Raw genomic sequence first — 26,093 nt, 5'->3', positions numbered from 1 at the left:
GATTAAGATGAAAAAAATTTATATAGCTTTTGCACTGCTTTTCGGTTTAAGCATGAACAGTTGCAAACACGATGAATGGCTTTACCGCGAGTCAAAAACCACCATTACAGATGAGCAATTGTGGAATGACCCCAATTTGATTACCTCTCTTCTGGCGAATTACTACGACCGTTTACCCTCACTTCATGGTGTATTTAATACTGGCGGCATGACAGAGATTGATGATGCCATGTGGTCGGGAACACGAGATCAGAATGGCAGAAACGATTTCCAGTATGGCAACGACTATGGTCGCTACTGGAATTATGGCTTGATCCGCGACCTTAACCTTTCATTAGAAAGTATAAACGCATTAGGGGGTAAGTTAACACCAGCCCAAAAAAGCCTTTTTATTGCTGAAATGCGCTTTATCCGCGCTTTTGTTTATTTCGAAATGGTAAAACGCATGGGTGGCGTGCCTTTGGTAACCAAACAACTGATTTACGACTTCAGTGGCGACCCTACCCCATTACAGATCCCACGCGCTAAAGAATCAGAAGTCTACGATTTCATTTATAAAGAGCTGGAAGAAGTTAAAGTCGATTTATCAGCTAATAATGGTATAGCCACCCGTGCAAATAGATATACTGCACTGGCATTGGAAAGCAGGGCCATGTTGTACGCAGCTTCTATTGCTAAGTACAACAGTTTAATGGCAGCACCCATTACCACTACCGGTGGCGAAGTAGGCATTCCGGCATCAATGGCAACCGACTATTACAATAAATCACTTACGGCTTCAAAAGAACTAATTGCGGGTCCATATGCCTTATACAATACCAACCCAGATAAGGGGGCTAACTTCTACGACATGCTGAATAAGAAACCGGTTAGTGAAGTAATCTTTGCTAAAGATTTTTCATTGGGCACCAAAGTGCACCGCTTCACTTACGATAACATCATCAAAAGCATGACCGAAGATAACGAAGCTTCATCTGCTATTTCACCATCATTAAGTTTGGTAGAAAGCTTCAATTATCTCGACGGAAGCAAGGGTACATTAAAAGATAAGGATGCAAACGGCAACTACATTGCTTATACCAACCCGGCCGATATTTTCGCCAATAAAGATGGTCGTTTATTTGGAACAGTAATTTATCCAGGTACCACATTTAAAAACAATCCGGTGAGGATGCAGGCGGGTGTAGCAGTGTATAACAATGGCGCTTACCAGTTAACTACATCAGCGGTACTGGGTGGCAACTACACAGATGGGCAGATTTGGACAGGGTTTGACGGTCCTAAAGACGATGCCGTGGATGTGAGCAATACAGGTTTCTATATCCGTAAGATGGTTAGCGATGCCCCGGCAGCAAGTACCCGAGGAACAGCTGCTGTAAACTGGTGGCCATGGTTCCGCTTAGGCGAAATTTACTTAAATGCTGCAGAGGCTGCTTTTGAATTGGGTCGTCCGGAAGGGTTAGGCTACGTGAACACCATTCGTACACGTGCAGGATTTCCGGCCAACAGTTTAAGCACATTAACAAACGACATCATCCGCAATGAGCGTCGGGTTGAGCTTGCTTTTGAAGATCACCGTTATTTCGATTTGAAAAGATGGCGCATTGCGCATTTGGTTTGGGATGGTACAGAAACCGATCCAAATGCAGTAGTAATGGGCTTATATTCTTACCGCGTGGTAAGACCGGGCCATCCCGATAACGGAAAATACATTTTTGCACGGGTACGCCCAACCCGCTTCCGTCGCGCAAGGATGTTCCGTATGGCCAATTATTATTCTTCAATCGCCCAGGATGTATTAAACAACAACCCTAAAATTGTTCGTAATCCATTCCATTAATCTCTAAAATGATGAAAACCAAATTTTTAACCCTAATAGCAGCTGCCAGTTTATTTCTGGCCAGCTGCAGCAAATACGATAATTTTGATGCACCCGAACTAACCTTATCAGGTAAGGTTGTATACCAGGGCAAAGTGCTGGGTGTACGCAATAATGGTCCTCAGCTGGAACTCTGGCAGGATGGTTATCCCCTCAAATCTCCTATTTATGTTTACATGAACCAGGACGGAAGCTTTTCGGCAAAATTATTTGCCGGACAGTATAAACTCACGCGACGCCCTGATGCGCCATGGCTACAGCAAGCCACTGATACCATCAGAATAAACCTTACCGGAGATACCAACCTTGAGGTACCGGTAACGCCATATTTCTCCATCACCAACGAAACCTTTGCAAAATCCGGTAATACCATTAATGCAAGTTTCGTAGTGAATAAAGTAGTTCAAACGGCAAACGTGGAATTGGTTCGGCTTTATCTGGGCAAATCGGTGTTAACTGACCAGGTACTTCGTGATGTTAGGGTAGATGCCAATATATCCTCCTTAGTATTTGGTTCAGCAACCAGCCTCTCAGCCGATATTCCCGACAACCTGAAAAACCTCGACTTTATCTACGCAAGAGTTGGTGTAAAAGCTACAATTGCCAGCGAATATGTTTATTCACAAGTCCAAAAAATAGCACTAAAATAATCAACAAAGAAGGGTCATGCAGATACGAACCCAATTTTTTATGAAGATAACCCATTTAACGACCCAGACACATGATTAAAAACTATCTAAGCTTGTGCTTTATTCTCCTGGCCGCTTTACAGTTAGTTTTAGTTAAAAAAACATTGGGCCAGACCTACAAGTCTGGCCCTGCTGATAAAGATTTTGCAGGCTACCTTTTTACCTATTTTAAGGGAAATGCAATTAAAGATGAGGCAATATGCTATGCCATTAGTACTGATGGCTATAATTACCGTGCCTTGAATAATAATGAACCTGTGATCGATTCGAAAACTATCAGTTCCACAGGTGGTGTTCGCGATCCGCACGTCCTTCGTGCTGAAGACGGAAAGACGTTTTACATGGTTGCTACAGATATGACCTCCTCCAAAGGATGGGATTCGAACCGCGCAATGGTATTAATGAAGTCAACCGACCTCATCAACTGGAAACACACCATAATCAATATCCAGAAAGACTACAAAGGACACGATGACCTTAAAAGAGTATGGGCTCCGCAAACCATTTACGATCCGGCAAAGGGCAAGTACATGGTTTACTTTTCCATGCAACATGGCCATGGTGCTGATATCATTTATTACGCCTACGCCAACAGCGACTTTACAGGCTTTGAAGCAGAACCTCAGGTACTGTTTAACCCAAAAAATAGAAAGTCCTGCATAGATGGCGATATTATTAGCAAAAACGGCTTATTTTACCTTTTCTATAAAACTGAAGGCAATGGAAATGGAATTAAACTGGCCATCACAGATTCTCTTACCTCCGGAAAATGGCTGGAGCAGCCGGGATACAAGCAACAAACCAAAGATGCCGTTGAAGGTTCGGGTGTATTCAAACTGAACCGCTCTGATAAATATATCCTGATGTATGATGTATATGGAAAAGGCAAATATCAGTTTTGTGAAAGTGCTGATCTGGACCGCTTTAAAGTGATCGACCATGAAATAAAAATGGACTTTCATCCGCGGCACGGTACAATTATGCCCATTTCCCGCACTGAGCTGAGAAATTTGACAGCAAAATGGGGTCTTCCGCAAGGGATGGAGCTGAAGCTGGCCAAAAACCCCGTAATTGATGGCTTTTACGCAGATCCGGATGTTCTCTATTCAAACAAAACCAAAAAATACTACATTTACCCTACCAGCGATGGTTTTGATGGCTGGGGAGGATATTACTTTAAAACGTTTTCTTCTACCGACCTCAGCAACTGGAAAGATGAAGGGGTAATCCTCGACTTAAAAAAAGATGTTAGCTGGGGCAACCGCAATGCCTGGGCACCAACCATAGCCGAAAAGAAAGTGGGAAAAGATTATAAATATTTCTATTACTTTACCGCAGCACAGAAAATTGGTGTCGCTTCGGCCGATTTACCAACAGGCCCTTTTAAGGATTCGGGCAAACCCCTTGTTAATTTTAAACCTGCCGGCGTTAAGGGTGGGCAGGAAATTGATCCTGCTGTATTTACCGATCCGCAAACAGGGAAAAGTTATCTGTACTGGGGGAATGGGTATCTGGCAGTGGCCGAACTCAATAAGGATATGCTTTCCTTAAAAGCCAATAGTACCAAGGTGTTAAATACAGATCAGACCTTCAGGGAGGGCTGTTATGTATTTTTCAGAAAAGGAATTTATTACTTTCTGTGGTCAGAAGATGATACAAGGAGCGAAAATTACAGGGTACGTTACGGCACTTCTAAATCACCACTAGGGCCAATCTCTGTTCCTGAAAACAACCTGATCCTGCAAAAAAATCCTCAATTGGGTATCTATGGAACCGGGCATAATTCGGTTTTACAAATTCCGGGTAAAGATGAATGGTATTTGATATATCATAGATTTAACTACCCAAATGGCATTAATATGGGAGATGCCGCAGGATTTAACCGCGAAGTTTGTATGGACCAAATGTTTTTCGATGAGAAAGGTAACATTATCCCAGTAACGCCAACACACTAAATAATGATAAAATCGATTAAAAAGTTGACCTTATTACTTGCTGTAGCTGCTTTAACTACTGCAAATCTTTCTGCCCAGACAGGATTTGGCAGCCCTGAAAAAATCAATTCCGAATGGCGTTTTCATCTTGGAGATATAGATCTTAAAAAAGAAGTAAATTCAAGAGATAGGTCCTGGAAATCTATACAACTTCCGCACGACTGGAGTATTAAGCAGCCCTACAGCCCTACTTATGCCAGTGCATCGGGATATCTTCCCGGAGGAATTGGATGGTATCAAAAAAAACTCAGTATTACCAAAGATGATGAAGGGAAAAAACTATTCCTGTACTTTGAAGGGGTATACAACAGAAGTGAAGTGTATTTAAACGGACAGCTGCTCGGCAAAAGACCCAACGGCTATATTTCATTTAGTTACGATATAACACCCTTTGTAAAATACGGAGCAGACAACCTGATCAGCGTTCGGGTAGATCATAGCCAGGATGCAGATTCACGTTGGTACACCGGCTCAGGAATTTACCGAGATGTTTATCTGGTTCGTTCCAAGCCTGTTCATTTTGAGCAATGGGGAGTATTTGCCTTCCCTGAAGTTAAGGCAAACAAAGGTATTTTGCATGTTCAGGCCACTTTGAAGAACGAATCTTCTTCAAACACGGCATTATCGGTTGTTTCCGAATTATTAGATACAGAAGGGAAAACGGTAGCGAAGAAAAAAAGCAAGCTCGCACTTGCATCAAAAAGCAATGGCGAAATTAATGTTGATCTGGCTGTAACTAATCCGAAGATCTGGAGTCTTGATGCGCCGAATCGTTATACGTTACGTACAAGCATTGTTCAGGGTAACCAGGTGATTGACAGCACAACAACGATTACCGGATTTAGAACTTTCACTTTTAATCCCGACAAAGGTTTTGCACTTAATGGTCAACCTATGAAAGTTAAAGGTGTGTGTTTGCATCATGATGCAGGAGTATTGGGGGCCGAGATGTATCCCGAGGTATGGCGCAGACGTTTAATCACTTTAAAATCACTCGGCGTTAATGCCATTAGGACAAGCCACAATCCACAGGCTCCATCTTTATACAACCTTTGCGATGAATTGGGTATATTGGTAATGAATGAAGCCTTTGACGAGTGGGAATTCCCTAAACGCAAATGGCTTCAGGGTTGGAATGTAGGCACTCCTGGATTTCAGGGCTCTTTCGATTTCTTCAAAGAATGGGGTGAAAAAGACCTTGCAGATATGGTAAAAAGAGACCGTAACCACCTTTCTATATTCGCCTGGAGCATTGGAAACGAGGTAGACTATCCTAACGACCCTTACTCCCACCCTGTACTGGCTGGCACTGCAGAAGGCGGCTTTACCCAGCCCATTTTTGGTGGATATAAAAAAGATGCTCCAGATGCGATGCGCCTGGGTGATATTGCCAAAAGGCTTGCTGCAGTTGTAAAAAAATACGACAAAAGCCGTCCCGTAACTGCTGGATTGGCCGGAGTAGCCATGTCTAATGAAACGGAATATCCTGGAACCCTGGATATTGCAGGATACAATTATACCGAAAGCCGCTATATCCAAGACCACAAACGCTATCCTAAACGTGTAATTTTTGGAAGCGAAAACCGACACGATTTTAGTGCCTGGAAAGCGGTAAAAGACAATGAACACATTTTCGGGCAATTCTTATGGACAGGTATTGATTACCTGGGTGAATCTGGCAGATGGCCTTCACGTGGTTTTTACTCAGGTCTCCTTGATTTTGCAGGATTTATTAAACCAAGGGGGTATTTCCGCCAATCACTTTGGTCTGACAAACCCATGGCATACCTGGGCACCTACCCTATTAAGGGAGAAGGCCATGCAACAGACGTTTGGTCGGTACTTGAAAGTGAACAGGGACAATCCAAAAATGAAACCCCTTCAATGGATGCATGGCCCATTTGGAACTATCAGGAAGGGCAGATTATACGTGTTGTTTCCTACACCAATGCAGCTAAAGCGCGTTTAGAACTCAATGGAAAAGTAGTGGGAACCACCAAAGAATACGATAACAAAAACGGGATCATTTATTGGGATATTCCCTATGCCGATGGAAAGCTTGAAGTGGTGGTAATGGATACTAAGGGAAAAGAGGTAATCAGGCACCAACTGCAATCTAGCAAGCGCCCGGATGCAATCAAATTAATGCAGGGAGAACAAATCCAGCTTAAAGCAAAAGATGGTGTTGCACAAATAGAGCTGCAGCTGATGGATGAAAACGACATCCCTATAACCACGGCCGATAATGAAATTACCTGTGAAATTTCAGGAAATGCCCGTTTATTGGGAATGGAAGCCGGAGATAATGCAGACAAGGGAAATTATACCGATAACAAACAAAGGGCATTTCATGGCAAAATGATCGTTTATATCCAATCAACAGGAAAAGCAGGTGATGATGTTTCGGTACGTTTTAATTCACCCTGGCTAAAAACCGCACAAGTAAAGATTACATTGTTATAAGTTGCCTAATAGGACGTCATAACTTGTAATTAGCAAACAATATTCCTTCAAATCCCGGGCTAATCTCATATTCTAAACGCAGATGGCCCGGGCTTATTTATTTTAACATAACTTTCAATAGGTTCATTTAAAGCCCATACACAACCAACCAAACCAGATAAGGCATTCAATCCCGAAGAATGGCACCGAGCAAAAATAGCTCCCTATTTTTTTAGAAATGCTTCTGGGTAACCATGCCTGATAAAATAGATCATATCCTCGCTGAAAAGCTCTAAAATGAGATTTTTTATGGCCTGATTGTACAAAACATTTCCAACTGCTCGTTTGTTGAGAAGTACAATGATTTGACCTGCTTATGATCCCCACAAAAATAACATCACTAAAAGTTGTGAAACACCAGCCAATATCAACCTCCATGGTCTCACAGCATACTGAAAAGGAAAATGAATATTTTCTGAGGTATATAAAATTCCCTCTCCATTCCTCAATAAATCCTTTGGATCATTAATTTTGCAGGATTAGATACGTTTACCGCAAACCTATCCATAAACAACCGTAACACATCAATGGCAGAAAACAATAATTTTGACCGGGAATTCTGTGGCAATCTGGCCATCCATCAAACCAATTCCATCCAAGACTATGGGTATCTGCTGGTACTTAACAGTTCGGACCTAAACATTATACAAGGCAGTGAAAATATCGCTGATTTGACCGGGATGGATATTAGAACACTGATAGGAACATCCTTTGTCGATTTTCTAAACGAGGAAGATAAAGAGCGTTTTCGGGAAGAGGCTACCAGACAGGGACGCACCAGGGTGCCATTCAATTCCACCATCAGTGGCAATGGCTTCAATAAATCGCTTAATATACTACTGCATATTAGCAGGGAAATCATCATCATGGAAATAGAGGAAGCTGACCTCTCCTCAGCACGTACCTTTTCAGAAGTATTTCAGGAAGTGAGATCATTTATCTCTACACTGGAAGGAATTGAAGAACTGGAAGAAATTTGTAAGACCAGCCTTGCCGAAATCAGGCGTTTGTCTGGGTTTGATGGAGCCAGGATGTACCGCTTTGATACACAATGGAATGGAACGGTGATTGCGGAGGATATTGAAGGTGCGCTGGAGAGCTACCTCGGACAGACTTTTCCTGCCTCTGATGTGCCTAAACAGGCCCGTGCACTTTACATTAGAAATCCATTCAGGTTGATCTCTAACCGCAACTATAAGCCGCAGCGACTTTTTCCGGTAATCAATCCCGCTACAAATGGTTTTACAGATCTATCAGATTGTAATTTAAGGAGTGTTGCTGGTGTTCATCTCGAATACATGGCCAATATGAATGTAAGCGCTTCTATGTCAATCAGGGTAATGGTAGATGGAAAGCTCTGGGGCCTTATCTCTTGTCATCATGTTGCAGCCAGGCATCCGAGTTTTGAACTTCGTTCTATTTTTGAATGGCTCAGTATGGAAATATCGCACAGGATATCATCAGTTCTGAAACAGGAACAGCTCAAACGCTCGCATGAAATATTGCTTTTACAAGGCGAAATTGCCCGGGCGGTTTATCAAAGATCAGATATTGTACTTGGGCTTATGGAAGAAGGATACCAGAGTCTGCTCTCGCTCTTTAAATGCTCAGGCATGATCATCAGTCTCAACGGAAAAATTCATTTCAAAGGCAAAGTACCACCACGCGAAGAGCTAGACAACCTGTTGCTTTGGGCTTCAGGAATGGGATTTAGTAAGGTGTTCTCCAGTAACGAGCTGAGCCGCTCTTATGACGAAGCCAAATCATTTCAACAAACAGCAAGCGGGATTCTTAGCATACCAATTAACAGCAAAAACGGAGATTACCTGCTTTGTTTCAGACCTGAGGCGGTGAAAGACATTAAATGGGGTGGAAATCCCAATCAGGCGGTCAACTTTGATCAAGACAGTCCGCAATACCATCCCAGAACCTCATTTAAACTTTGGTTACAAACAGTTTACGGACAGTCTGAGGCCTGGTCGGAAACAGATATTGAGGCCGCAGAATCTCTTAAAAACTTCCTGATGGAATTTAGCTCATCCCTTGTTCTTTAATCACAATACTTTAATATGCCCGAAAATAAAAGAGAAGAAAAGACCAAAAGATACGATAAATACATAGTCGCCATCGGTGCATCGGCCGGAGGCTTAGAAGCTATACATGAGTTTTTTGATCATATGCCGGGCAGTGCCAGTTTTTCCTTTGTGGTGATACAGCACCTTTCTTCAGATTATAAAAGCCTGCTGGTAGAGTTAGTGGCTAAGCATACCCATATGAAAGTATTTGAGGCTGCACACGATATGGCTATTCAGCAAGATTGCGTTTATATAATTCCAAACAATAAACTCATGACCGTGAGCAACGGACGGTTAAAGCTGGCCGAGAAATCACTGATTAAGGCTCCAAACACTGCAATAGATCATTTCCTTTACACCCTGGCCCGCGATAAAAAAGAGAAGGCTATAGCGGTTATCCTCTCGGGTACAGGAACCGATGGAACTAAAGGCATCCAGGCGATTAAAGAACGTGGTGGTATGGTGATTGTGCAAGACCCCGACACAGCAAAATTCGATGGAATGCCTAACAGCGCCATCTTATCTGGCAATGCCGATTTTGTGTTACCGCCATCCAAAATGAGTGCCGAACTCTTTAATTATGTAAATGAAGCCCCTATACAAATCCTTGAAAACGGAAAGGTAAATGAAACGCTGCTAGACAGCATTTTTAAGCTGGTGCACGAACAGAGCGGAAACAACTTTCATCTTTATAAAACCCCAACCATCATCAGGCGCATTGGGAGAAGAATGAACGAAAACAAAATTAAAACGCTGGAAGAATATGTGACCGTTTTAAAGCAAAACAATGAGGAAGTTAGGATTTTGGGGCAGGATTTTTTAATTGGAGTAACCAAATTTTTTCGAGATATAGATGCCTTTGATGTTTTCTCAGCGCAACTGGATCAAATTGTTGAAGAAAAGAAATCTGGCGACACCCTAAAAATCTGGGTTTGTGCCTGTAGTACAGGCCAGGAAGCCTACACAGTGGCGATCATAGCGAATGAATGCATTTCGCGATCGGGAAAAGATATTGATATTAAAATTTTCGCTACGGATATTGATGAGAAGAGCATTGAAATTGCTTCCCGTAACCAGTATCCGGCTTCAATTAAACAGGAAGTTCCTTCCAAACTATTCAAAAAATACTTCCATCAGGATGGTAAGTTTTTTTCTTTGATTACAAAAGTTCGAAAACAGGTGGTATTTGCGAAACACGATGTTACCAAATCACCGCCTTTTATCAAAAATGATGCAGTTACCTGTAGGAATATGCTCATTTATGTGAATAATGTGCTTCAGGAGAAAATTCTTTCCGTTTTTCATTTTTCACTTGTTAATGGGGGAATTCTCTTTTTAGGATCAAGCGAAACAGCCTCGGCCATGAAGAGTGGGCTCAGTGAAATTTCGGGTAAATGGAAAATCTATAAAAAAACTGGTACAGTAAATTATGCCCATTACAATACCTACAACACCACATCTGCCACAACTTCCGGCCGGGAGAAAAAACGGGGGGCTGTACCTGAAAGCCATTTAAGCTCAATTGAAAAGAATTTTGTTGAGTTTATGGTTCGAGACATGGGATATGCGGCTGTGTATATTGACAAATCTTACATCATTCAGGAAGCTATCGGAGAATACAGGCGCTACCTTTCCCTTCCTGATGGAAAGATAGAGCTCAATATCTTAAAAATGCTGAGTAGGGAGATTTCTGTCATCTTAAACAGTGCCTTAAGAAAAGCCTGGAAAGAACAACAGGTAGCTCATCTGAAACACCTGCATCTCAAGCTTGATACCCAGGATATTTACCTGGATGTATCCGTTCAACCTCCCAGCGCTGCCTCCGGATCTTCGCTCACCCTGATTCTGTTTAAAGAGTGTCCGCCAGAACAGGCGCAGATAAGAGAAGAAGGTGTTGAAACAGATCATAGTCTCATCAACCACCAAGACTATATATTCGAGCTGGAAGCCGAGCTTGACGAAACCAGGACGAATCTGCAGATGGCTGTGGAAGAAATGGAAACAACCAACGAAGAGCTACAATCTGCAAATGAAGAGCTGCTCTCGGCTAATGAGGAACTCCAATCGAGTAATGAGGAGTTACAGTCGCTTAACGAAGAACTTCATACCCTAAATACAGAACACCAGGTCAAGATCAGGGAATTACTTGATCTTAATGATGATCTGGATAATTATTTTCGCAGTACAGATATTGGCCAGATTTTCATCGATCCGGATATGTATATCCGCAAATTCAATGTCGCTGCAATTGCCATGGTTAATCTGATTGAGGCCGATATTGGACGGTCTATAGAGCAGATTTCTAACAACATTGTCAATGAAAACCTCAATACTGACATACAGCAGGTTCTCTCTACCGGCCACGTAACAGAAAAAGAAGTTACCCTTAAAAATGGTAAGAGTAGTTTGATGCGGATAATGCCTTATATACGTAAGGACAGAAAGACCGATGGCGTGGTTATTACCTTCGTGGATATATCAAAGCTTACCGAACTTAACAATATCATTACCGGGGTATTTAATGCCAGTTTAAACGGGGTAATGGTGTTCAGGGCAATACGCAATAAACAGCACCTGATTACTGATTTTGAGGTCATTTCCTTTAATGATGCTGCCGTAAAATTACTCAAGAAAAACCATTCAGATCTTCAGAAGGCACACCTAACGGGGCAACTCGAGCAATTGCTTAATCAGGTTACACTTGATCGTTATATCAACGTCACCGAAAAAGGCACGCCCTTTCATTCGGAACTTCAATTGCGTGAAAATATGTGGATAGAGATTGTTGCTGTAAAAATGGCAGATGGTTTTGCAGCTACTTTAACCGATATCACTCAAAAGAAAATCTCTGAACAGAAACTTAAGCGAAACTACAACGAACTCCTGATGGCCAGGGAGAACCTAAAACAATTAAACTCTGGTTTGGAGGTTAAGGTAAGGGAAAGAACCCGTAAACTTTCTGAAAGCGAGTCGCGTTTTAATCTGGTATCCAGGGCAACCAATGATACGGTATGGGATTGGAATCTTTCTGAAAATACGATGTGGCGGAACGACAACTTCAGCACCATGTTTGGTTATGAGAACAATACGGAGAGTCAGAACATTACCTTCTTTTTTAACAAAATCCATCCCGATGATAAAAAGAGAGTGGTGGATAGTGTTTACGATGCCATTAATCAGGGTGCCGAACAATGGTCCTCACAATACCGCCTGAAACGAAAAGACGGAAGTTACGCAACTATACTCGACAGGGGAAGCATTCTGCTGGATGAGAATGGCGTTCCTTATCGGATGGTGGGCTCTATACTTGATATTTCTGTACTTACCGATACTGAAATCAAACTGAACTCTACAGAACGGAAATTCAGGAAGATCTTCGATTCGAATGTAATAGGTATGCTTTTTTCAGATGTACAATCAGGAAAAATAGAAACAGCAAACCGGATTTTTTTGGATATGCTGGGCTACACCCAGGCAGATTTTCAAAATGGCAATATCAACTGGAAAGACATTACGCCGGAAGAATATATGCCGATCAGCAAGATGTCTGCAGAACTGCTCAGGGCAGAGGGTTTCTGTCCTCCTTTCGAAAAACAGTACCTCAGCAAAAGCGGAAAGGCTATTGATGTACTCGTAGGCGCAGCAGTGCTTGATCCTGAACACCCCAGGGATGCCGTAACTTACGTGATCGATATTTCTAAGCAGAAACATAATGAAAAGCGCAGAAATGAGCTTCAGCAACTTGTTAAACGGCAACAGGAAGAATTTTATCGTATTTTTCAGAAAGCGCCGGCACTGATTAGCATACGCAGGGGGCCAGAACTTCGCTATGAATTTGTTAATGATGCCTTTATTTCCTTTGATGGAGATGTAGAACACATTGGGGCTAAAATGGCTACCGATTCACCACTGTATATCCCTGAAATAATTGAGATTGAGCAACAGGTACTTCAAACTGGTGAAACATTTATTGCAAGCGCCTATCCCGTGCAAAAGCAGACGGGCACTGCGAACAAGCAGGAAGACAGGTGGTTTGACCTGATTCTTAACCCTGTATTTTCTGCCGATGGGAAAATTGACGGAATTTCGTTCTTTGGTTTTGAGGTTACCGACCTGATGGTTGCCCAGCGCACCACCAAAGCACTGATGAACAAGAAGGACGAATTTATGAGCATTGCCAGCCACGAACTGAAAACACCAATCACCAGCATTAAAGGATATCTCCAGTTTGCTATGAAAATGGCCGGAGAAGAAAGATTTGGGGATATATTTCGCTTTATCGACAAAGCTAACCGTCAGGTGGGAAAACTAACCACCCTGGTAGATGATTTGCTTGACGTAACCAAGATCCAGGCTGGAAAAATGACTTTCAACACTTCTACATTTAAAGTAGAAGAAGTAGTAAATGAAGCTGTAGACGGCGTTCAGGGTAGCCTGACGAAGCAAACACTGGTGCGGGATGTGGATGATATTGCTATAACAGCCGACCGGAACAGAATTGAACAGGTGATTTCCAACTTTCTTTCCAATGCGGTAAAATATTCACCACAGGATAAGGAAATTAAAATCACAGCCAAATCTGATGGAAAAATGCTGAAATTATCGGTTAAAGATGAGGGAATTGGTATTCCACCAGACAAGGCCAAATTGATATTTGAAAGGTTCTTTCGCGTGGAAGATTCTTCGAGCTTTGTATCGGGGCTTGGCCTAGGCCTATATATCTCTTCACAGATCATTCATCGTCATGGTGGCGAAATCGGTGTAGAAAGCGTACCTGGTAACGGCTCTGAATTCTGGTTCAGCGTTCCCCTTCAGGCTAAACTTTAAAGAGCTATACGTAAGAAATAAAATCAGTGGGGTTTGATTTTAAGATCCATTGTGATTCTTGAGCGTACTGATGTAAAACCATGACAAGTTGTTGAAGTGCCTGATTAAGTACTATTAGGGCATTTTGACAAGCTATCATTGACATTATTTTGGGGGTATTTCGATTAGCTCAATGATTTGGTCGGTGGGGACACCAACCAATAGAGAAAAGATATTAGCGTTTATTAATGAGGCACTTTATGTCGATATGAAATTCCGCCCAACAAGGCCAGAGCACCACATCTTCGTTCTACCTAAACCTGGCCTAACAAATTTTTCGGGTAGCACTACCCAAGCCATACCACTGACTTCAAAAGAAAAATTTTCAGCCAGTGGTTTTTGTTTCTTTTTGCCAACAAAAAGAAAGAGCTCTTCGGCGGCGGCGAGCCGGGCAAAGACTGTGTAGGAGGATAAAAAATGTGATTAACTCACTGATCTGGTCAGGTAGGGACACCAACCAATAGAGAAATTACAAGATAGTTGATTCTTTTTTTCTACGACTCATTTATTTGTAACAAAATCGTTTTTCTTAAACCTAAAAATCAAATTAAACAGTTTGAAATATAAATTTGTTCAGTAATAGAAATCCTCATCAGGTTTAAACACATTAATCATGGAAAATAAACTAACTGAAAAGATCATCCTGGAACAAGAAAATAAGCTTTACAAGGCAATCAAAAATGCTAACATTACTGCGCTTGCTGAGTTGCTTCATGATGACCTGCTATTCATTCTTCCCAGCGGGCAAACGATAACAAAGGAGGACGATCTGGATACTTATCGCAATGGCGCATTAAAGGTTGACGAACTGCTGCCGGAAGTTGAAAATCTAAATATTATCGATGATGTGGCGGTAATTACCTTAACAATAAAATTGAATGGAAAGTTTAATGAGCTGCCCTTCGAAGCTAAATTTCGCTACATCAGGTTTTGGAAAAAATCCGGGGATAAGATAGAGGTAATCGGTGGTAGCGGAATCGCTATTTAATAATCGTGGTTTAAGATCGTTTCAGAAATTCATTTTCATTTTGTCGTTTTAAGACGCTCAATGCTTATAATATCCTAACGATTAATGTTATCAGCCCTACCCTGCTGCGCCTATTTCACCGCCCTAATTGCCTTATCAAAAGACAGCAGCAGGTTCTTCTGATCTACCTGCTTCAAAGGAACCTCATGTACCCCACTTCCCCGGCCTGCAGTAAAATAAACTTCAGTTTTAACCTCGCTCCCTCTTTCAAGTCGCTCCTCAAACAAAGCAATCCCGAACAAAGTGCTGTCAACCCTAGAGGAAGCAATTATACTCACTGTTCCGAGATCGTACTTCCCGTTATTCTTTAAAGTCACAATCCCCTCTTTATAAGTATAGCTCACTCCTTTCAGCGTTTCCAGATAGGTTTTATTCTTGCTGGTAATGGGCTGATAAGACTGTGCATGAGCCGAAACCCCGGCAAACGAAAGCATTAAAAACAAAATAATTTTCCTCATGATCTTCAAAAAATAAAAATAGGATAAAAATCTAAAAAAATCGCCAAGAGCCTTATACCCTGAACGCAAACTGTGGATTACTTACATAAAAAACGATATATTATGTGATAATCTCCAATTACCAAAAGCTTAAACTGCTAAGCCTAATTAAGAAATAAGAGGATTTTTTTGTTATAATCTGAACTAAATATTATTCATTCGCAAACAAAGCGATGCGCTAATCGTTTATCAAAAAAATCTACCACAATACTTTTGTTTTTTATGCTGTTAAGAAAAAATATTCCCTTTACTTATATCTTTAAAAAGATCAGGATCGAACTGCTTTATGTTCTAACCATTGGTCTTATAATTTATTACCTTACCTCCACTTTCCGAAATGTAATTCCGGAAATGCCATTGGGAATACCCGCATTTTTAGGTACGGCCATATCTGTAATATTATCCTTCAAGCTTAATCAGTCTTACGACAGGTGGTGGGAAGCAAGAAAAATATGGGGAAGTATTGTAAACGATAGCAGAACATTTGTACTTCAGTTGCAATCATTTTTACCCAGGAACTGCAGCGACATTAAAACAATCGCCTTTCGGCACCTGGCCTGGTGCTACAGTCTCAACCGCTCACTTAGGGGAAAAGACGGATCAGAACACCTTGAAAATTTTTTGAATGATGAGGAGCTTCAACACATCAAAAGCCATAACAATCGGCACTTGGCTATTCTTCAGCTGAACACTTCGCACTTGGCTGACCTGAGAAACATGAATATGTTGAACACTTTTAGCCACGTACAGATCAACAATACCATGGTTAACTTCTCTAACGAAATGGGCATGGCAGAACGTATCAAAACTACTATATTTCCAGTTACTTACAGGTACTTCCTGCATCTGGCCATATATCTCTTTTTAATTACCCTTTCCATCTCACTTCGAGATATTGAAAGCTACTTTGAAATCCCCTTACTGCTGGTTATTTCGGCAGCTTTTTTTCTTTTAGAAAAAACCGCCACCCACCTGGAAAATCCATTCAGCAATTTACCTACAGATACGGCTATGGATGCGATATGTAATACTATAGAAATTAACGTTAAGCAGCTCTTATCAGAATCAGAGGTGCCTGCCCCATTGAGTTCAGAAACCTTTTATATATTATAGCCCGAAGTGGTTTTAGACTCCAAACTCCCAGCTCCTAACTTGTTTAGCTGCTGAGTGGCTAAGTGACGAGTTGGATCTGCACCCAAAACTCCCATCTCCAAACCCCCAACTCCTAACTTGTTTAGCTGGTGAGTTGGCTAGGTGGTGAGTTGGCTATACGCCCAAAACTCCCAGCCCCTAACTCCCAACTCCTAACTTGTTTAGCTGGTGAGTTGGCTAGGCGGTGAGTTGGATCTGCACCCCAGACTAAAGACTCCAGACTGAGGACTAATTTGAGGCGGAAAAGCGAAAACGGTATAGTTATAAACAGGCCAAACTATTTATGCCTATATTTATTTTACCAAATCCAATCACATGCAGTTTTCAAACAAGCGACTTTACCTATTCTTCTTATTATTACTGTCAACTACAGGGTATGCCCAAGATCAGGAGTCGAAGGAAACCTTCGCAGATATTGCACTCAGCAATAGGATTGATTTTGTGGATTCAAAATTCGACCAACCGAGATTCAGTTGTGGTTTTTTGATCAAATATAAGGCAGATACATTTGCAGTAACAGCTAAACACCTGTTAAAGATTATTAAACCAGCCGAAATGAAAACACTCTGGTTTGAAAACTATATCAAAAGCTGGGTCTTGTATCCATTAGATAAAAAAGACCAGGTAGTTACAACAGATAATCTACTAAATGAAGATAAATCGAAATCGCTTAGTGATAATGCGACATACCAACAAGACTGGTTACTATTTTCAATAAAAAACAATCACTCCAAAGTGAAACCTTTAGAAATACGAACAACACCGTTAACTCCGGGAGAAAAAGTATACGTGCTTGGCTGGACTCGAAAAATGGAAGAAGGAAGTCAGCGGGTATATGAATTTGAGTATTATAAATCAATCGGAAGCCGCATTTTATTAAAGGATGTTATCGTACCCCAACAATTCGGAGGGTTAAGCGGCGCTCCTGTAATAGACAGGCAAGGATTGTTGATTGGTATAGTTTCAGGGGCAACCGTTGATCCTGAAACGAATAAAAAATACTTCTCACCCTGCTCAACAGATGATTTACTCAAGTTTATTGCAAATTTATAAATCACACATATTCCAAAACCGGGACAAAGACAATTAAATCTTTGTAAACAGCATCAGCTGATAAATAAGCCTTTGAATGAGGTTTGTAAAATCCCAAGTTGAAACATAATCAGGAGCACCAGCAATATAATTAAGCCGATAAGTATATTTTCGAGAGAAAAGGTATCCTGGGGCAATTTTGCTGTCCATTGCCGAATTAGTGCGTTCATTAATTGATAAATTTAACTACTAACACCAATCCTAAATAATTGTTTAGTGTAAAACGGAAATTTCTCTGAAAAAATACATCTTGCAGTTAAATGAGAGATGGAGACAGCAAATTAAAGCATCTATTTGATATAGATCAGCCAAAGTGCATTCTATCAATTGCGCCAAAATGATATTAAGCTAAGGAAAAGATTAAAATGAGTCTGTGTTTATGGCTTATAGGGTGATAAAAACGGAAACTAGCTTCTTTTGGACTTCAACATAACGGCAGGCATAGGAACCTCTCCCTTATCCTGGCCATAATATTTGAATAGGACAACAAAATTAACCTGCTTTGCTCTGAGATAAGTTATTGGACCTGAATTCCCTGCTAAGCTGCTTAATTTCATGGATAGATATGGTATCCGGATCGTTAAATTGCCGGTAAAGAATGGTTGTAGGAATCTCTAAATAGCCTGTATTGGTAGTAAGCAATACGTGCGAATCTGCTGCAAATACGGAGAGGTACTCTCCCACATCAGGCCTGAACTCGGCTATTCTAACTAGTAATTCATAATACAGGTAGAGAGGAAATTTCATGCTGCAAAGCTAACTAATGATAAATTTAATATTAAATTATCATTATATCAAGGTTAAATCTCACCTTAACATAGAGTTAACCTTCGGAGGGAATACATAAAAGGGTATATTCGAGCGATTATTCATCAAAGTAATTACGACATGATAAACCTATTAATGCCCTTTGTAGGCTGGTCTGGTGTATTATTCTGCACACTGGGTTATCTATTACTGAGTTTAAAGATCATCCGTGCCGACTCCCTGTCTTTTCAGTTACTCAACATTACTGGTGGTTTATGCCTGGCGGTAACAGCCTTCAATACCCAGGACCTACCCAATGCTGTAGCCAATATCCTTTGGATGTCTATAGGATTATTCGCACTCAGCAGGCAGTTCAGCCGCAAGCAGATCGGATCTGAGGGGAGGAATGGATAAAGCATCATAAGCCCGCTGCTTATAAGCCTCCAATCGTTCGTTGTAAGCCTTTTTATCACTTTCCATAGAGAGATAAAAATACGCTCCATCTACCAAAACAAATATAAAATCTGCTACGGCCTGAGGATCACTTATTTTTGTGAGTGATTGTGCATTGCACTGATCTATCATAGTGGAAAGTCCGGTACGCAGAGCATCCAAAATGACCTTATACTTCTGCTTAATCTTTTTCTCTCTGAAGGCCAGGGCATAAAAGGTATAAAAAAGTCCATCATCAAAAAGCAGGTTCCACTTTTTGGAAAAAAGCATCTCAATGGTACGTTGAAGATCTGTTATAGTAGCCTGCCCCTTATGCTTAATGGTATAGATCAATAGGTATCGCTCCAGAATATGATCAATAAGCGCGTAAGTCAGGTCTTCCTTAGTCTCAAAATAATGTATAATCAGGCTGGGGTTAATATCCATTACCTTCGCAATCTTGGCGATGGAAGTGTTTTCGTACCCTTCTTTTTTTGCCACCTTATAAAATACCTGGATAATCTCCAGTTGTCTGGCCTCTTTTAAACTCTTGCGTCCCATCCTGCTGTTAATTTTGATTGCGCAAACTAGTCAAATCTGCAGAAATTTCACAACTTATTTTCGATAATAAATTGAATGAACGTTCAATTAATCTTTTAATCAAAGATTAACTTCCCCTTAATATGATATACTCAATTTAGCGGCCGCTGAAATACATATAGCATATTCTAAATCAAACAACTAAACAATAAGCAAATGAAAAAAAAGCTACTTTGGATGTTCTTTACCCTGTTCATCTCTGCCAGCAGCTTTGCACAAGGCATAGCCGTTAAGGGCGTGGTGTCTGATGCGAAGACTAAAGAAACCTTACCCGCAGTAAACATCAGTGTAAAGGGAACAAACCTGCACATAGCTACTAACGGCAATGGGGAATACACTTTAAGTAACCTGAAAGCGGATGCCATATTGATATTCTCTTACATTGGATACAAACAAAAGGAAATCCAGGTTGGAGGCCGAAACACCATTAACGTTGTCCTGGAGGCAGATTACGCCAACCTGGACGAAGTTATGGTAGTGGGCTTCGGTACCAAGAAAAAGATCAACGTAGCAGGAGCCATTGATCAGATCTCGGGTAAGCAGCTCGAATCAAGACCCGTAAGCAATGTAATGCAGGGGCTTCAGGGGGCTAGTCCGGGGCTAAATATCACATATGCCGGCGGTGCACCAGGGAGTGTTCCAAACATCAACATCAGGGGCTATACTTCTATTAATGGGGGCTCTCCGCTTATCGTTATTGATGGTATTCCGGCTACCAGCAACGATGATATGCTACGCCTTACACCGTCAGACATTACCTCATTTACAGTATTGAGAGATGCAGCCTCCGCAGCAATTTATGGTGCCAGAGCAGCATTTGGCGTAATTTTGATTACCACCAAACAGGGTGTAGCAGGAAATAATGTAATCAGCTACAACAGCTTTTACTCCTGGTCTAAACCAACCCTACTGCCAAAGCCCGTTACCGACCCTTACATTTTTTCGAGGGTATTAGAAACCTCTACCGATAATACGCCCTGGGATTATGTGAATTATTCTGATGAATATTATCGCTGGGCGAAAGAAAGGTCGGATAATCCGGCTATTGAAGACACCCGTTTAAACCCCACCGATCCCACTAAATGGGCTTATATGGGAAGCAACGACTGGTATAATTACTTCTTTAATAATTCCAGTATCTCTAAAAGCCATACCCTATCATTTTCTGGGGGTGCAACTGTGAATAATAAGCCACTAACCTATTATCTATCGGCAGATTATGCCCGAGACAATGGATTAAACAAATTGACAGCCGATTATTGGGACCGTTATGGGTTGAGATCAAAAGTTGGTTTTTCTCCGCTTTCCTGGCTTAAGATAGATAACAACCTGAATATTTACCAAACCAAACGTGCCGTTCCTAATGGAAACATTACCGACCTGTATTACCTGATGCCTACAGATGTGGCTAAAAATCCTGATGGTACCTGGGCCAATACCGCAGCCGGAAAGCTGGCAGCCAAACTTGTTGACGGAGGAAATAACCTGGGAAATATGTTCGGTTTCCAGAATATTACCAGTGCTACTGCCCTATTTTTAAACGGAGATTTGCAAGTGAATGCCGACGCTTCTTTTAAACGTGAGCTTTGGAAGGTACACAACGATAGTAAAAAATATAAAATTGGTTACGGACCCAACGATATCCGTGAAGAAGGTGGTACTGGCTCTGTAACTGAAAACAACAGCTATCTCTACAATAATACCTTTAACGTTTATGCCACCTATAAAAAAACGATTGGTGATCACTTTATGAGCGCCATGGTTGGTTTTAATAGTGAAGATTACGATTATTCTACCGTAGATGCTTACCGTGATGTGCTGATTTCTTCATCACTGCCTTACCTTTCGCTAACCAGTGGCACCGGAACCGTGGGAGCAGCTTATTCGGCATATGCGACCAATAGTGTATTCTCACGCTTAAACTACACCTATAAAAACAGGTATATTTTAGAAGCTACCGGTAGATACGATGGTTCTTCACGCTTCCCGGTAAACAGACGCTGGGGCTTATTCCCATCGGCCTCGCTTGCCTGGATAGTGAGTAACGAAGATTTCTTTAAATCGCTTTCTCCTGCTGTATCTACCTTCAAGTTGCGTACCTCTTATGGCGATCTAGGTAATCAGGGGGCTCTAGGAAACGATAACACAGCCAATTTTGGTTATATCCAATCGCTGGCTACCGGAACTTCCGGTTATCTGATTGGTGGTGCAGGACAAAACCTGGTTATAAACGGTGCACCCGGACTTAACGTAGATCCACAAACTTACACCTGGGAAAGGGTATCTACCTTGAACATGGGGGCAGATTTAGGCTTGTTAAATGATAAACTTTCTTTCACCTTCGACTATTACATCCGTGATACTAAAGGAATGTTAACTGCCGGGCAGGAATTACCTGCGGTATTGGGTACAGGGGTTCCACGCCAGAATGCTGCCGACCTTCGCACCAAGGGATGGGAACTATCTGTAACCTACAGAGATAGATTTAACCTGGGTTCAAAACCTTTCAGTTTTGATGCGAAATTATTTCTTGCCGATTCCAGAGCCAAAATCACCAAATTTAAAAACGATCAGAACCTGTTCTCTGGATACCGCGTAGGTCAGGATATTGGGGAGATATGGGGACTGGAAAACGATGGCGTTTTCCGCAGCAAAGCAGAAATTGACGCTTTAGATCAATCTGCAATTATTCCATGGGGAGCACTTTCCATTGTTGAGGGCTGGCCTAAATACAAAGACCTGGATGGAAACGGAAAAATTGAACGTGGATTGAGTTCAAATAATGCAAAGGACCTGAAAGTAATCGGCAATAGCTTAGATCGTTACACCATAGGCGCAAACCTAAACATGGACTGGGCAGGCTTTGATCTTGCTGTGTTTTTACAAGGTGTACTGAAAAGGGATTTCTATCCACATCACTACCTTTTCTGGGGCCCTTACCAACAGCCTTATGCCAATGTTTATCCATGGAATCTCGATTTCTATCGCGGCGCTGCAGATTCACCGGCACAAAGGGCCAAGCATTCGGCTTCTTATATTGCAGCAGGTTTGGCCGATGCGAATACCGATTCAGAATATCCCGTATTACAATCATGGCTGGCAGATGCCAATTATGGCGCTGGTCTTGATATCCCACAAACGAAATACCTCTTAAATGGTGCCTACTTAAGGATTAAAAACGTATCTCTGGGATATACTTTCCCTGGCAAATGGACTAAGAAATTTAATGTATCGCGATTACGGGTATTCGTAACCGGAGAGAACCTATACGAATTTTCATCCATCAAAAAATACATAGATCCGGAAGCCGTAAACCAAGGCCCAAGTGCCTGGGCGTATCCCTATCAAAGAAGATATGCTTTCGGTATAAACCTCGATTTCTAATATTAGCGACCAATTTATCCTATTCAAATGAAAAAGTACACATACATCATATTTATTGCAGTGTTGGGATTATTCGCAGGCTGTAAAAAGGGTGAACTCGACCGTTTTCCCCAGACTTCAATTTCTCCGAATCTATTCTTTAATACAGAAAGTGATTTATCTTTATACATAAACGGTTTGCTGCAACAGCCCGATCGGGGCACATATCTGAACGACCAAAGTACAGATAATGTGGCAACTACGGCAGCTGTAGAGGTTAAAAACATCATGACGGGTAGTGCCAATGCCCAGAATATTACCACCGGCTGGAGCTGGACACGACTTAGGAACATCAATTATTTTCTCGAAAATTATGGAAAGGCTCAAGTTACTCCCGTTATAAAAAACCATTATGCAGGTTTAGCCAGGTATTACCGTGCTGAATTCTATCTCGATAAAATGAAGCGTTTTTCTGACGTTCCCTGGTATTCGGCCACACTCGAACCAACAGATGAAGATCTTTATAAACCACGTGACCCCAGAACACTGATAGCAGATAGTATCATGGCCGATCTGGATTTCGCCTATAAAAACGTGAGGGAAACCGTTCCTGTAGGTACCCCAGGAAAATGGGCGGTAGCCACACTTTATGCAAGGGCAGCGCTGTATGAAGGCACATTCCGCAAATACCACAATGAGCTCAACCTAAGCGCTTCGGCCAATACGTTTTTAGAAACTGCAGCCAGAATTTCAGGAGAGATCATCAACGCTAAAAAATTTAATATCTACAATACCGGAAAACCTGACCAGGATTATGCTACTTTGTTCTCCAGTCAGGATTTAACAGGCATCAGTGAGGTTATTATGGTCAATATCTTTGATCTGGCAAAAGGAAAGAGCCAGAATGTAAACTCAACTGTGTTTGGAGATTATGAGCAGGCCCCGGCAAGAGATTTGATTCAAACTTACCTGATGAAAGACGGAAGCCGTTTTACGAGCCTACCCAATTATAATCAGCTGGGTTTTGTTCAAGAGTTTCAAAATCGCGATCCACGCCTATCTCAAACAATGGTGTACCCAGGGTGGATCAGGGTACCAGATGCAACACCTTACATTCAGCGTTTAAACAAAAATTTCACCGGCTATCATCAATTAAAGGGTTATGTAAACAGTAGCGATAACGCCATATTAAACGGCGTAGATTTTCCCGTGTACCGTTATGCCGAGGTATTGCTTACTTACGCTGAAGCTTTAGCAGAACTTGGAACCTTAACACAAGCACAATTAGACCAGAGTGTTAATCTGTTGAGAAGAAGAGCAGGAATACCCGATCTTAATTTAGCCACAGCAAATGCAGCTCCTGATCCGGTATTACAAGTTCAGTACCCGAATGTAACCGCTAACCTGGGGGTAATACTAGAAATAAGAAGAGAGCGACGGGTAGAATTTGCCTTTGAAAACATGAGGTTTGATGACCTGATGCGCTGGAAAGTGGGTAAACTATTGACTAAAAGCCCTGAGGGGATCTATTTTGCAGGACTAGGCAAATATGATCTAAGTGGCGATGGTGTTGATGATATTATCTTAATTGACAGAACGGCAACCATCCCTGGAGAGGACCAAAAGGAAAAAAATTCATTGGGGGTAAAACTCATCTATTACCGTTCCGGAACAATTGGTAGCGATGCAACGGTTTACCTTAAAAATGGCAATAGCGGAGGCAATATTGTAACGGAGAATGTAACGCGCAATTTTGAGGAGCCGAAATTCTACTATCGCCCTATCCCTCAGCAGCAGGTGGTACTTAATCCGAATCTTAAACAAATATTTGGCTGGTAATTATAAGATATGAAAAGGAGATCACTATTAAAAGCGATGGGCTTGTCGGCAGGTGCTGCACTTACCGGAGGATTACCCGCGCTCGCTTCAACTGATAAAGATAAAACAGCCGCCAGAAAACCTGTACTTACAGTTGCCCATATTACCGATGTACATATCCGCGAAGGCGATGATGCCCCCGAAAGATTTAAAAAATGCCTGAATCATATTATCCAAAAGCACCGGCCAGACTTTTTCCTTAACGGTGGAGATTCTATTAATGATGCTTCTTATGACAATGTAGTTCGAGAGCAGGTAACTGCACAATGGGCAATTTGGGATGAATGCATTAAGGCAATAGAACGATATGAGATAAAAAGTTGTATAGGTAATCATGATACTTGGTGGAAAGCACCAACCAAGGAAGATGAGATGTATGGTAAGGAGTATGTAGTTAAGCGACTTAAAATACCCGGACGCTACTACAGCTTTTCAAAAGCAGGCTGGCATTTCATTATTCTGGATGGGAATAACAGTAAAATCTCTCTGGATGAGCAGCAGTATAACTGGCTGGAACAAGAACTGAAGCATTTAAAACCGGGTACACCTACCCTGCTGATGTCACACTATCCTATTCTGGGTACGACACAGGTATTAGTAGGCGGAGGGCATTCTGATTGTAAAAAACTGAAAGACCTTTTCTACAAACATCAGGATAAGGTAAAGATCTGCCTGAGTGGACATAATCACCTCTCAGACAACACTTGCTATAACGGTGTACGCTATTGCTGTAACGGAGCCATGAGTGGGTTCTGGTGGGGAAAAGGCGATGCAGAATCGGCAGGGCCAGGCTATTACCTGGAAACTCCGCCAGGTTATGCCATACTTAAAATGTATGCCGATGGAACGGTGGAAAACGACTATTTTCAACATCGTTTCTAAGCTTTAAAAGCATATTTTAAACAGTGTGGTTAAGGAACGAGGCTGCCTTATAAATTCCATTTAATTCTGTCACGTTGAACCTGTCGAAATAGAGAAGTTTGTAAATGATAGTAGGAGGACTGGTAGGTGCGGACAGCAACCAGTAGATAAATTCTGTCACGTTGAGCCTGTCGAAACGCACTAAAACTACATAATTTGATCCTTCGACAGGCTAACAATGACATTATTTAGCTTACCTTAATAACATTGGTGTTGTGCCCACCAGCCGAAATAGAGAAGTTTGTAAATGGTAGTAGGAGGACTGGTAAGTGCGGACACCAACCAGTAGATAAAGACGGTTAGGTGGGGAAACTAATGCTATTAACTTAAGGAGAAAACTAAAATGGATTGTCAATCCTGAGCCTGTCGAATGGTAATC

General features: G+C 41.6%; 16 protein-coding genes. 13 read left to right on the top strand and 3 right to left on the bottom strand.

Features of this window, described 5'->3' with window-relative positions; translation table 11 throughout:
• Positions 1–7: 7 nt before the first annotated feature.
• The 7 genes from BMX11_RS11760 to BMX11_RS11725 all read left to right on the top strand — a co-directional run bounded on the left by BMX11_RS11760 (position 8) and on the right by BMX11_RS11725 (position 14,993).
• Complete coding sequence (locus BMX11_RS11760; RefSeq protein WP_090884544.1) at positions 8–1,840, top strand: RagB/SusD family nutrient uptake outer membrane protein; 1,833 nt, start codon at positions 8–10, stop codon at positions 1,838–1,840.
• 8 nt (positions 1,841–1,848) lie between these two features.
• A complete protein-coding gene (locus tag BMX11_RS11755; RefSeq protein WP_090884445.1) occupies positions 1,849–2,529 on the top strand; it encodes a DUF3823 domain-containing protein in 681 nt (226 codons plus the stop codon).
• 71 nt (positions 2,530–2,600) lie between these two features.
• Positions 2,601–4,523, top strand: coding sequence for a glycoside hydrolase family 43 protein (locus BMX11_RS11750; protein ID WP_090884443.1), 1,923 nt, complete (start codon positions 2,601–2,603; stop codon positions 4,521–4,523).
• Positions 4,524–4,526: 3 nt separating this feature from the next.
• Positions 4,527–7,025: a glycoside hydrolase family 2 TIM barrel-domain containing protein gene (locus BMX11_RS11745; protein WP_090884441.1), complete on the top strand. Its 2,499-nt coding sequence runs from the start codon at positions 4,527–4,529 to the stop codon at positions 7,023–7,025.
• Positions 7,026–7,591: 566 nt separating this feature from the next.
• A complete protein-coding gene (locus tag BMX11_RS11740; RefSeq protein WP_090884439.1) occupies positions 7,592–9,118 on the top strand; it encodes a GAF domain-containing protein in 1,527 nt (508 codons plus the stop codon).
• A 15-nt stretch (positions 9,119–9,133) separates the two neighbouring features.
• The gene (locus tag BMX11_RS11735; protein WP_090884437.1) at positions 9,134–13,966 is read left to right on the top strand and encodes a chemotaxis protein CheB; all 4,833 of its coding nucleotides are present in this window, start codon (positions 9,134–9,136) and stop codon (positions 13,964–13,966) included.
• A gap of 652 nt (positions 13,967–14,618) precedes the next feature.
• Positions 14,619–14,993, top strand: coding sequence for a nuclear transport factor 2 family protein (locus BMX11_RS11725; RefSeq protein ID WP_090884434.1), 375 nt, complete (start codon positions 14,619–14,621; stop codon positions 14,991–14,993).
• A gap of 110 nt (positions 14,994–15,103) precedes the next feature.
• On the opposite strand, the gene BMX11_RS11720 is transcribed toward BMX11_RS11725, so the two are convergent.
• On the bottom strand, positions 15,104–15,490 hold the full coding sequence (locus BMX11_RS11720) for a hypothetical protein (RefSeq protein WP_090884432.1): 387 nt from the start codon (positions 15,488–15,490) through the stop codon (positions 15,104–15,106).
• A 261-nt stretch (positions 15,491–15,751) separates the two neighbouring features.
• On the opposite strand from BMX11_RS11720, the gene BMX11_RS11715 reads away from it, so the two are divergent.
• Both BMX11_RS11715 and BMX11_RS11710 read left to right on the top strand, forming a co-directional pair.
• Positions 15,752–16,642, top strand: a complete 891-nt coding sequence (locus BMX11_RS11715; RefSeq protein ID WP_090884430.1) for a bestrophin family protein — start codon at positions 15,752–15,754, stop codon at positions 16,640–16,642.
• Positions 16,643–16,996: 354 nt separating this feature from the next.
• Positions 16,997–17,734, top strand: coding sequence for a trypsin-like serine protease (locus tag BMX11_RS11710; protein ID WP_090884429.1), 738 nt, complete (start codon positions 16,997–16,999; stop codon positions 17,732–17,734).
• A gap of 531 nt (positions 17,735–18,265) precedes the next feature.
• On the opposite strand, the gene BMX11_RS11705 is transcribed toward BMX11_RS11710, so the two are convergent.
• Positions 18,266–18,520 carry a hypothetical protein gene (locus BMX11_RS11705; RefSeq protein ID WP_090884427.1) on the bottom strand — a complete coding sequence of 85 codons (255 nt, stop codon included), beginning with the start codon at positions 18,518–18,520 and terminating at the stop codon, positions 18,266–18,268.
• A 141-nt stretch (positions 18,521–18,661) separates the two neighbouring features.
• Between BMX11_RS11705 and BMX11_RS11700 the strand changes: the two genes are divergently transcribed.
• On the top strand, positions 18,662–18,934 hold the full coding sequence (locus BMX11_RS11700; protein WP_090884424.1) for a CBU_0592 family membrane protein: 273 nt from the start codon (positions 18,662–18,664) through the stop codon (positions 18,932–18,934).
• Here BMX11_RS11700 and BMX11_RS11695 read toward each other — a convergent pair.
• Positions 18,872–19,513 (bottom strand): TetR family transcriptional regulator, encoded by a 642-nt coding sequence (locus BMX11_RS11695; protein WP_090884421.1) that lies wholly within the window; start codon positions 19,511–19,513, stop codon positions 18,872–18,874. The genes BMX11_RS11700 and BMX11_RS11695 overlap by 63 nt on opposite strands.
• Positions 19,514–19,708: 195 nt before the next feature.
• On the opposite strand from BMX11_RS11695, the gene BMX11_RS11690 reads away from it, so the two are divergent.
• From BMX11_RS11690 to BMX11_RS11680, 3 genes are read left to right on the top strand one after another with little or no spacing between them, the layout of a single operon-like run.
• Positions 19,709–22,936: a SusC/RagA family TonB-linked outer membrane protein gene (locus tag BMX11_RS11690; RefSeq protein ID WP_090884419.1), complete on the top strand. Its 3,228-nt coding sequence runs from the start codon at positions 19,709–19,711 to the stop codon at positions 22,934–22,936.
• Positions 22,937–22,963: 27 nt separating this feature from the next.
• Positions 22,964–24,754, top strand: a complete 1,791-nt coding sequence (locus BMX11_RS11685; RefSeq protein WP_090884417.1) for a RagB/SusD family nutrient uptake outer membrane protein — start codon at positions 22,964–22,966, stop codon at positions 24,752–24,754.
• Positions 24,755–24,763: 9 nt separating this feature from the next.
• Positions 24,764–25,675 carry a metallophosphoesterase family protein gene (locus BMX11_RS11680; RefSeq protein WP_090884415.1) on the top strand — a complete coding sequence of 304 codons (912 nt, stop codon included), beginning with the start codon at positions 24,764–24,766 and terminating at the stop codon, positions 25,673–25,675.
• Positions 25,676–26,093 lie beyond the last annotated feature (418 nt).

Source organism: Pedobacter rhizosphaerae (assembly GCF_900111155.1).
Classification (GTDB): domain Bacteria; phylum Bacteroidota; class Bacteroidia; order Sphingobacteriales; family Sphingobacteriaceae; genus Pedobacter; species Pedobacter rhizosphaerae.
This window is presented reverse-complemented; position numbering and strand designations above follow the sequence as displayed.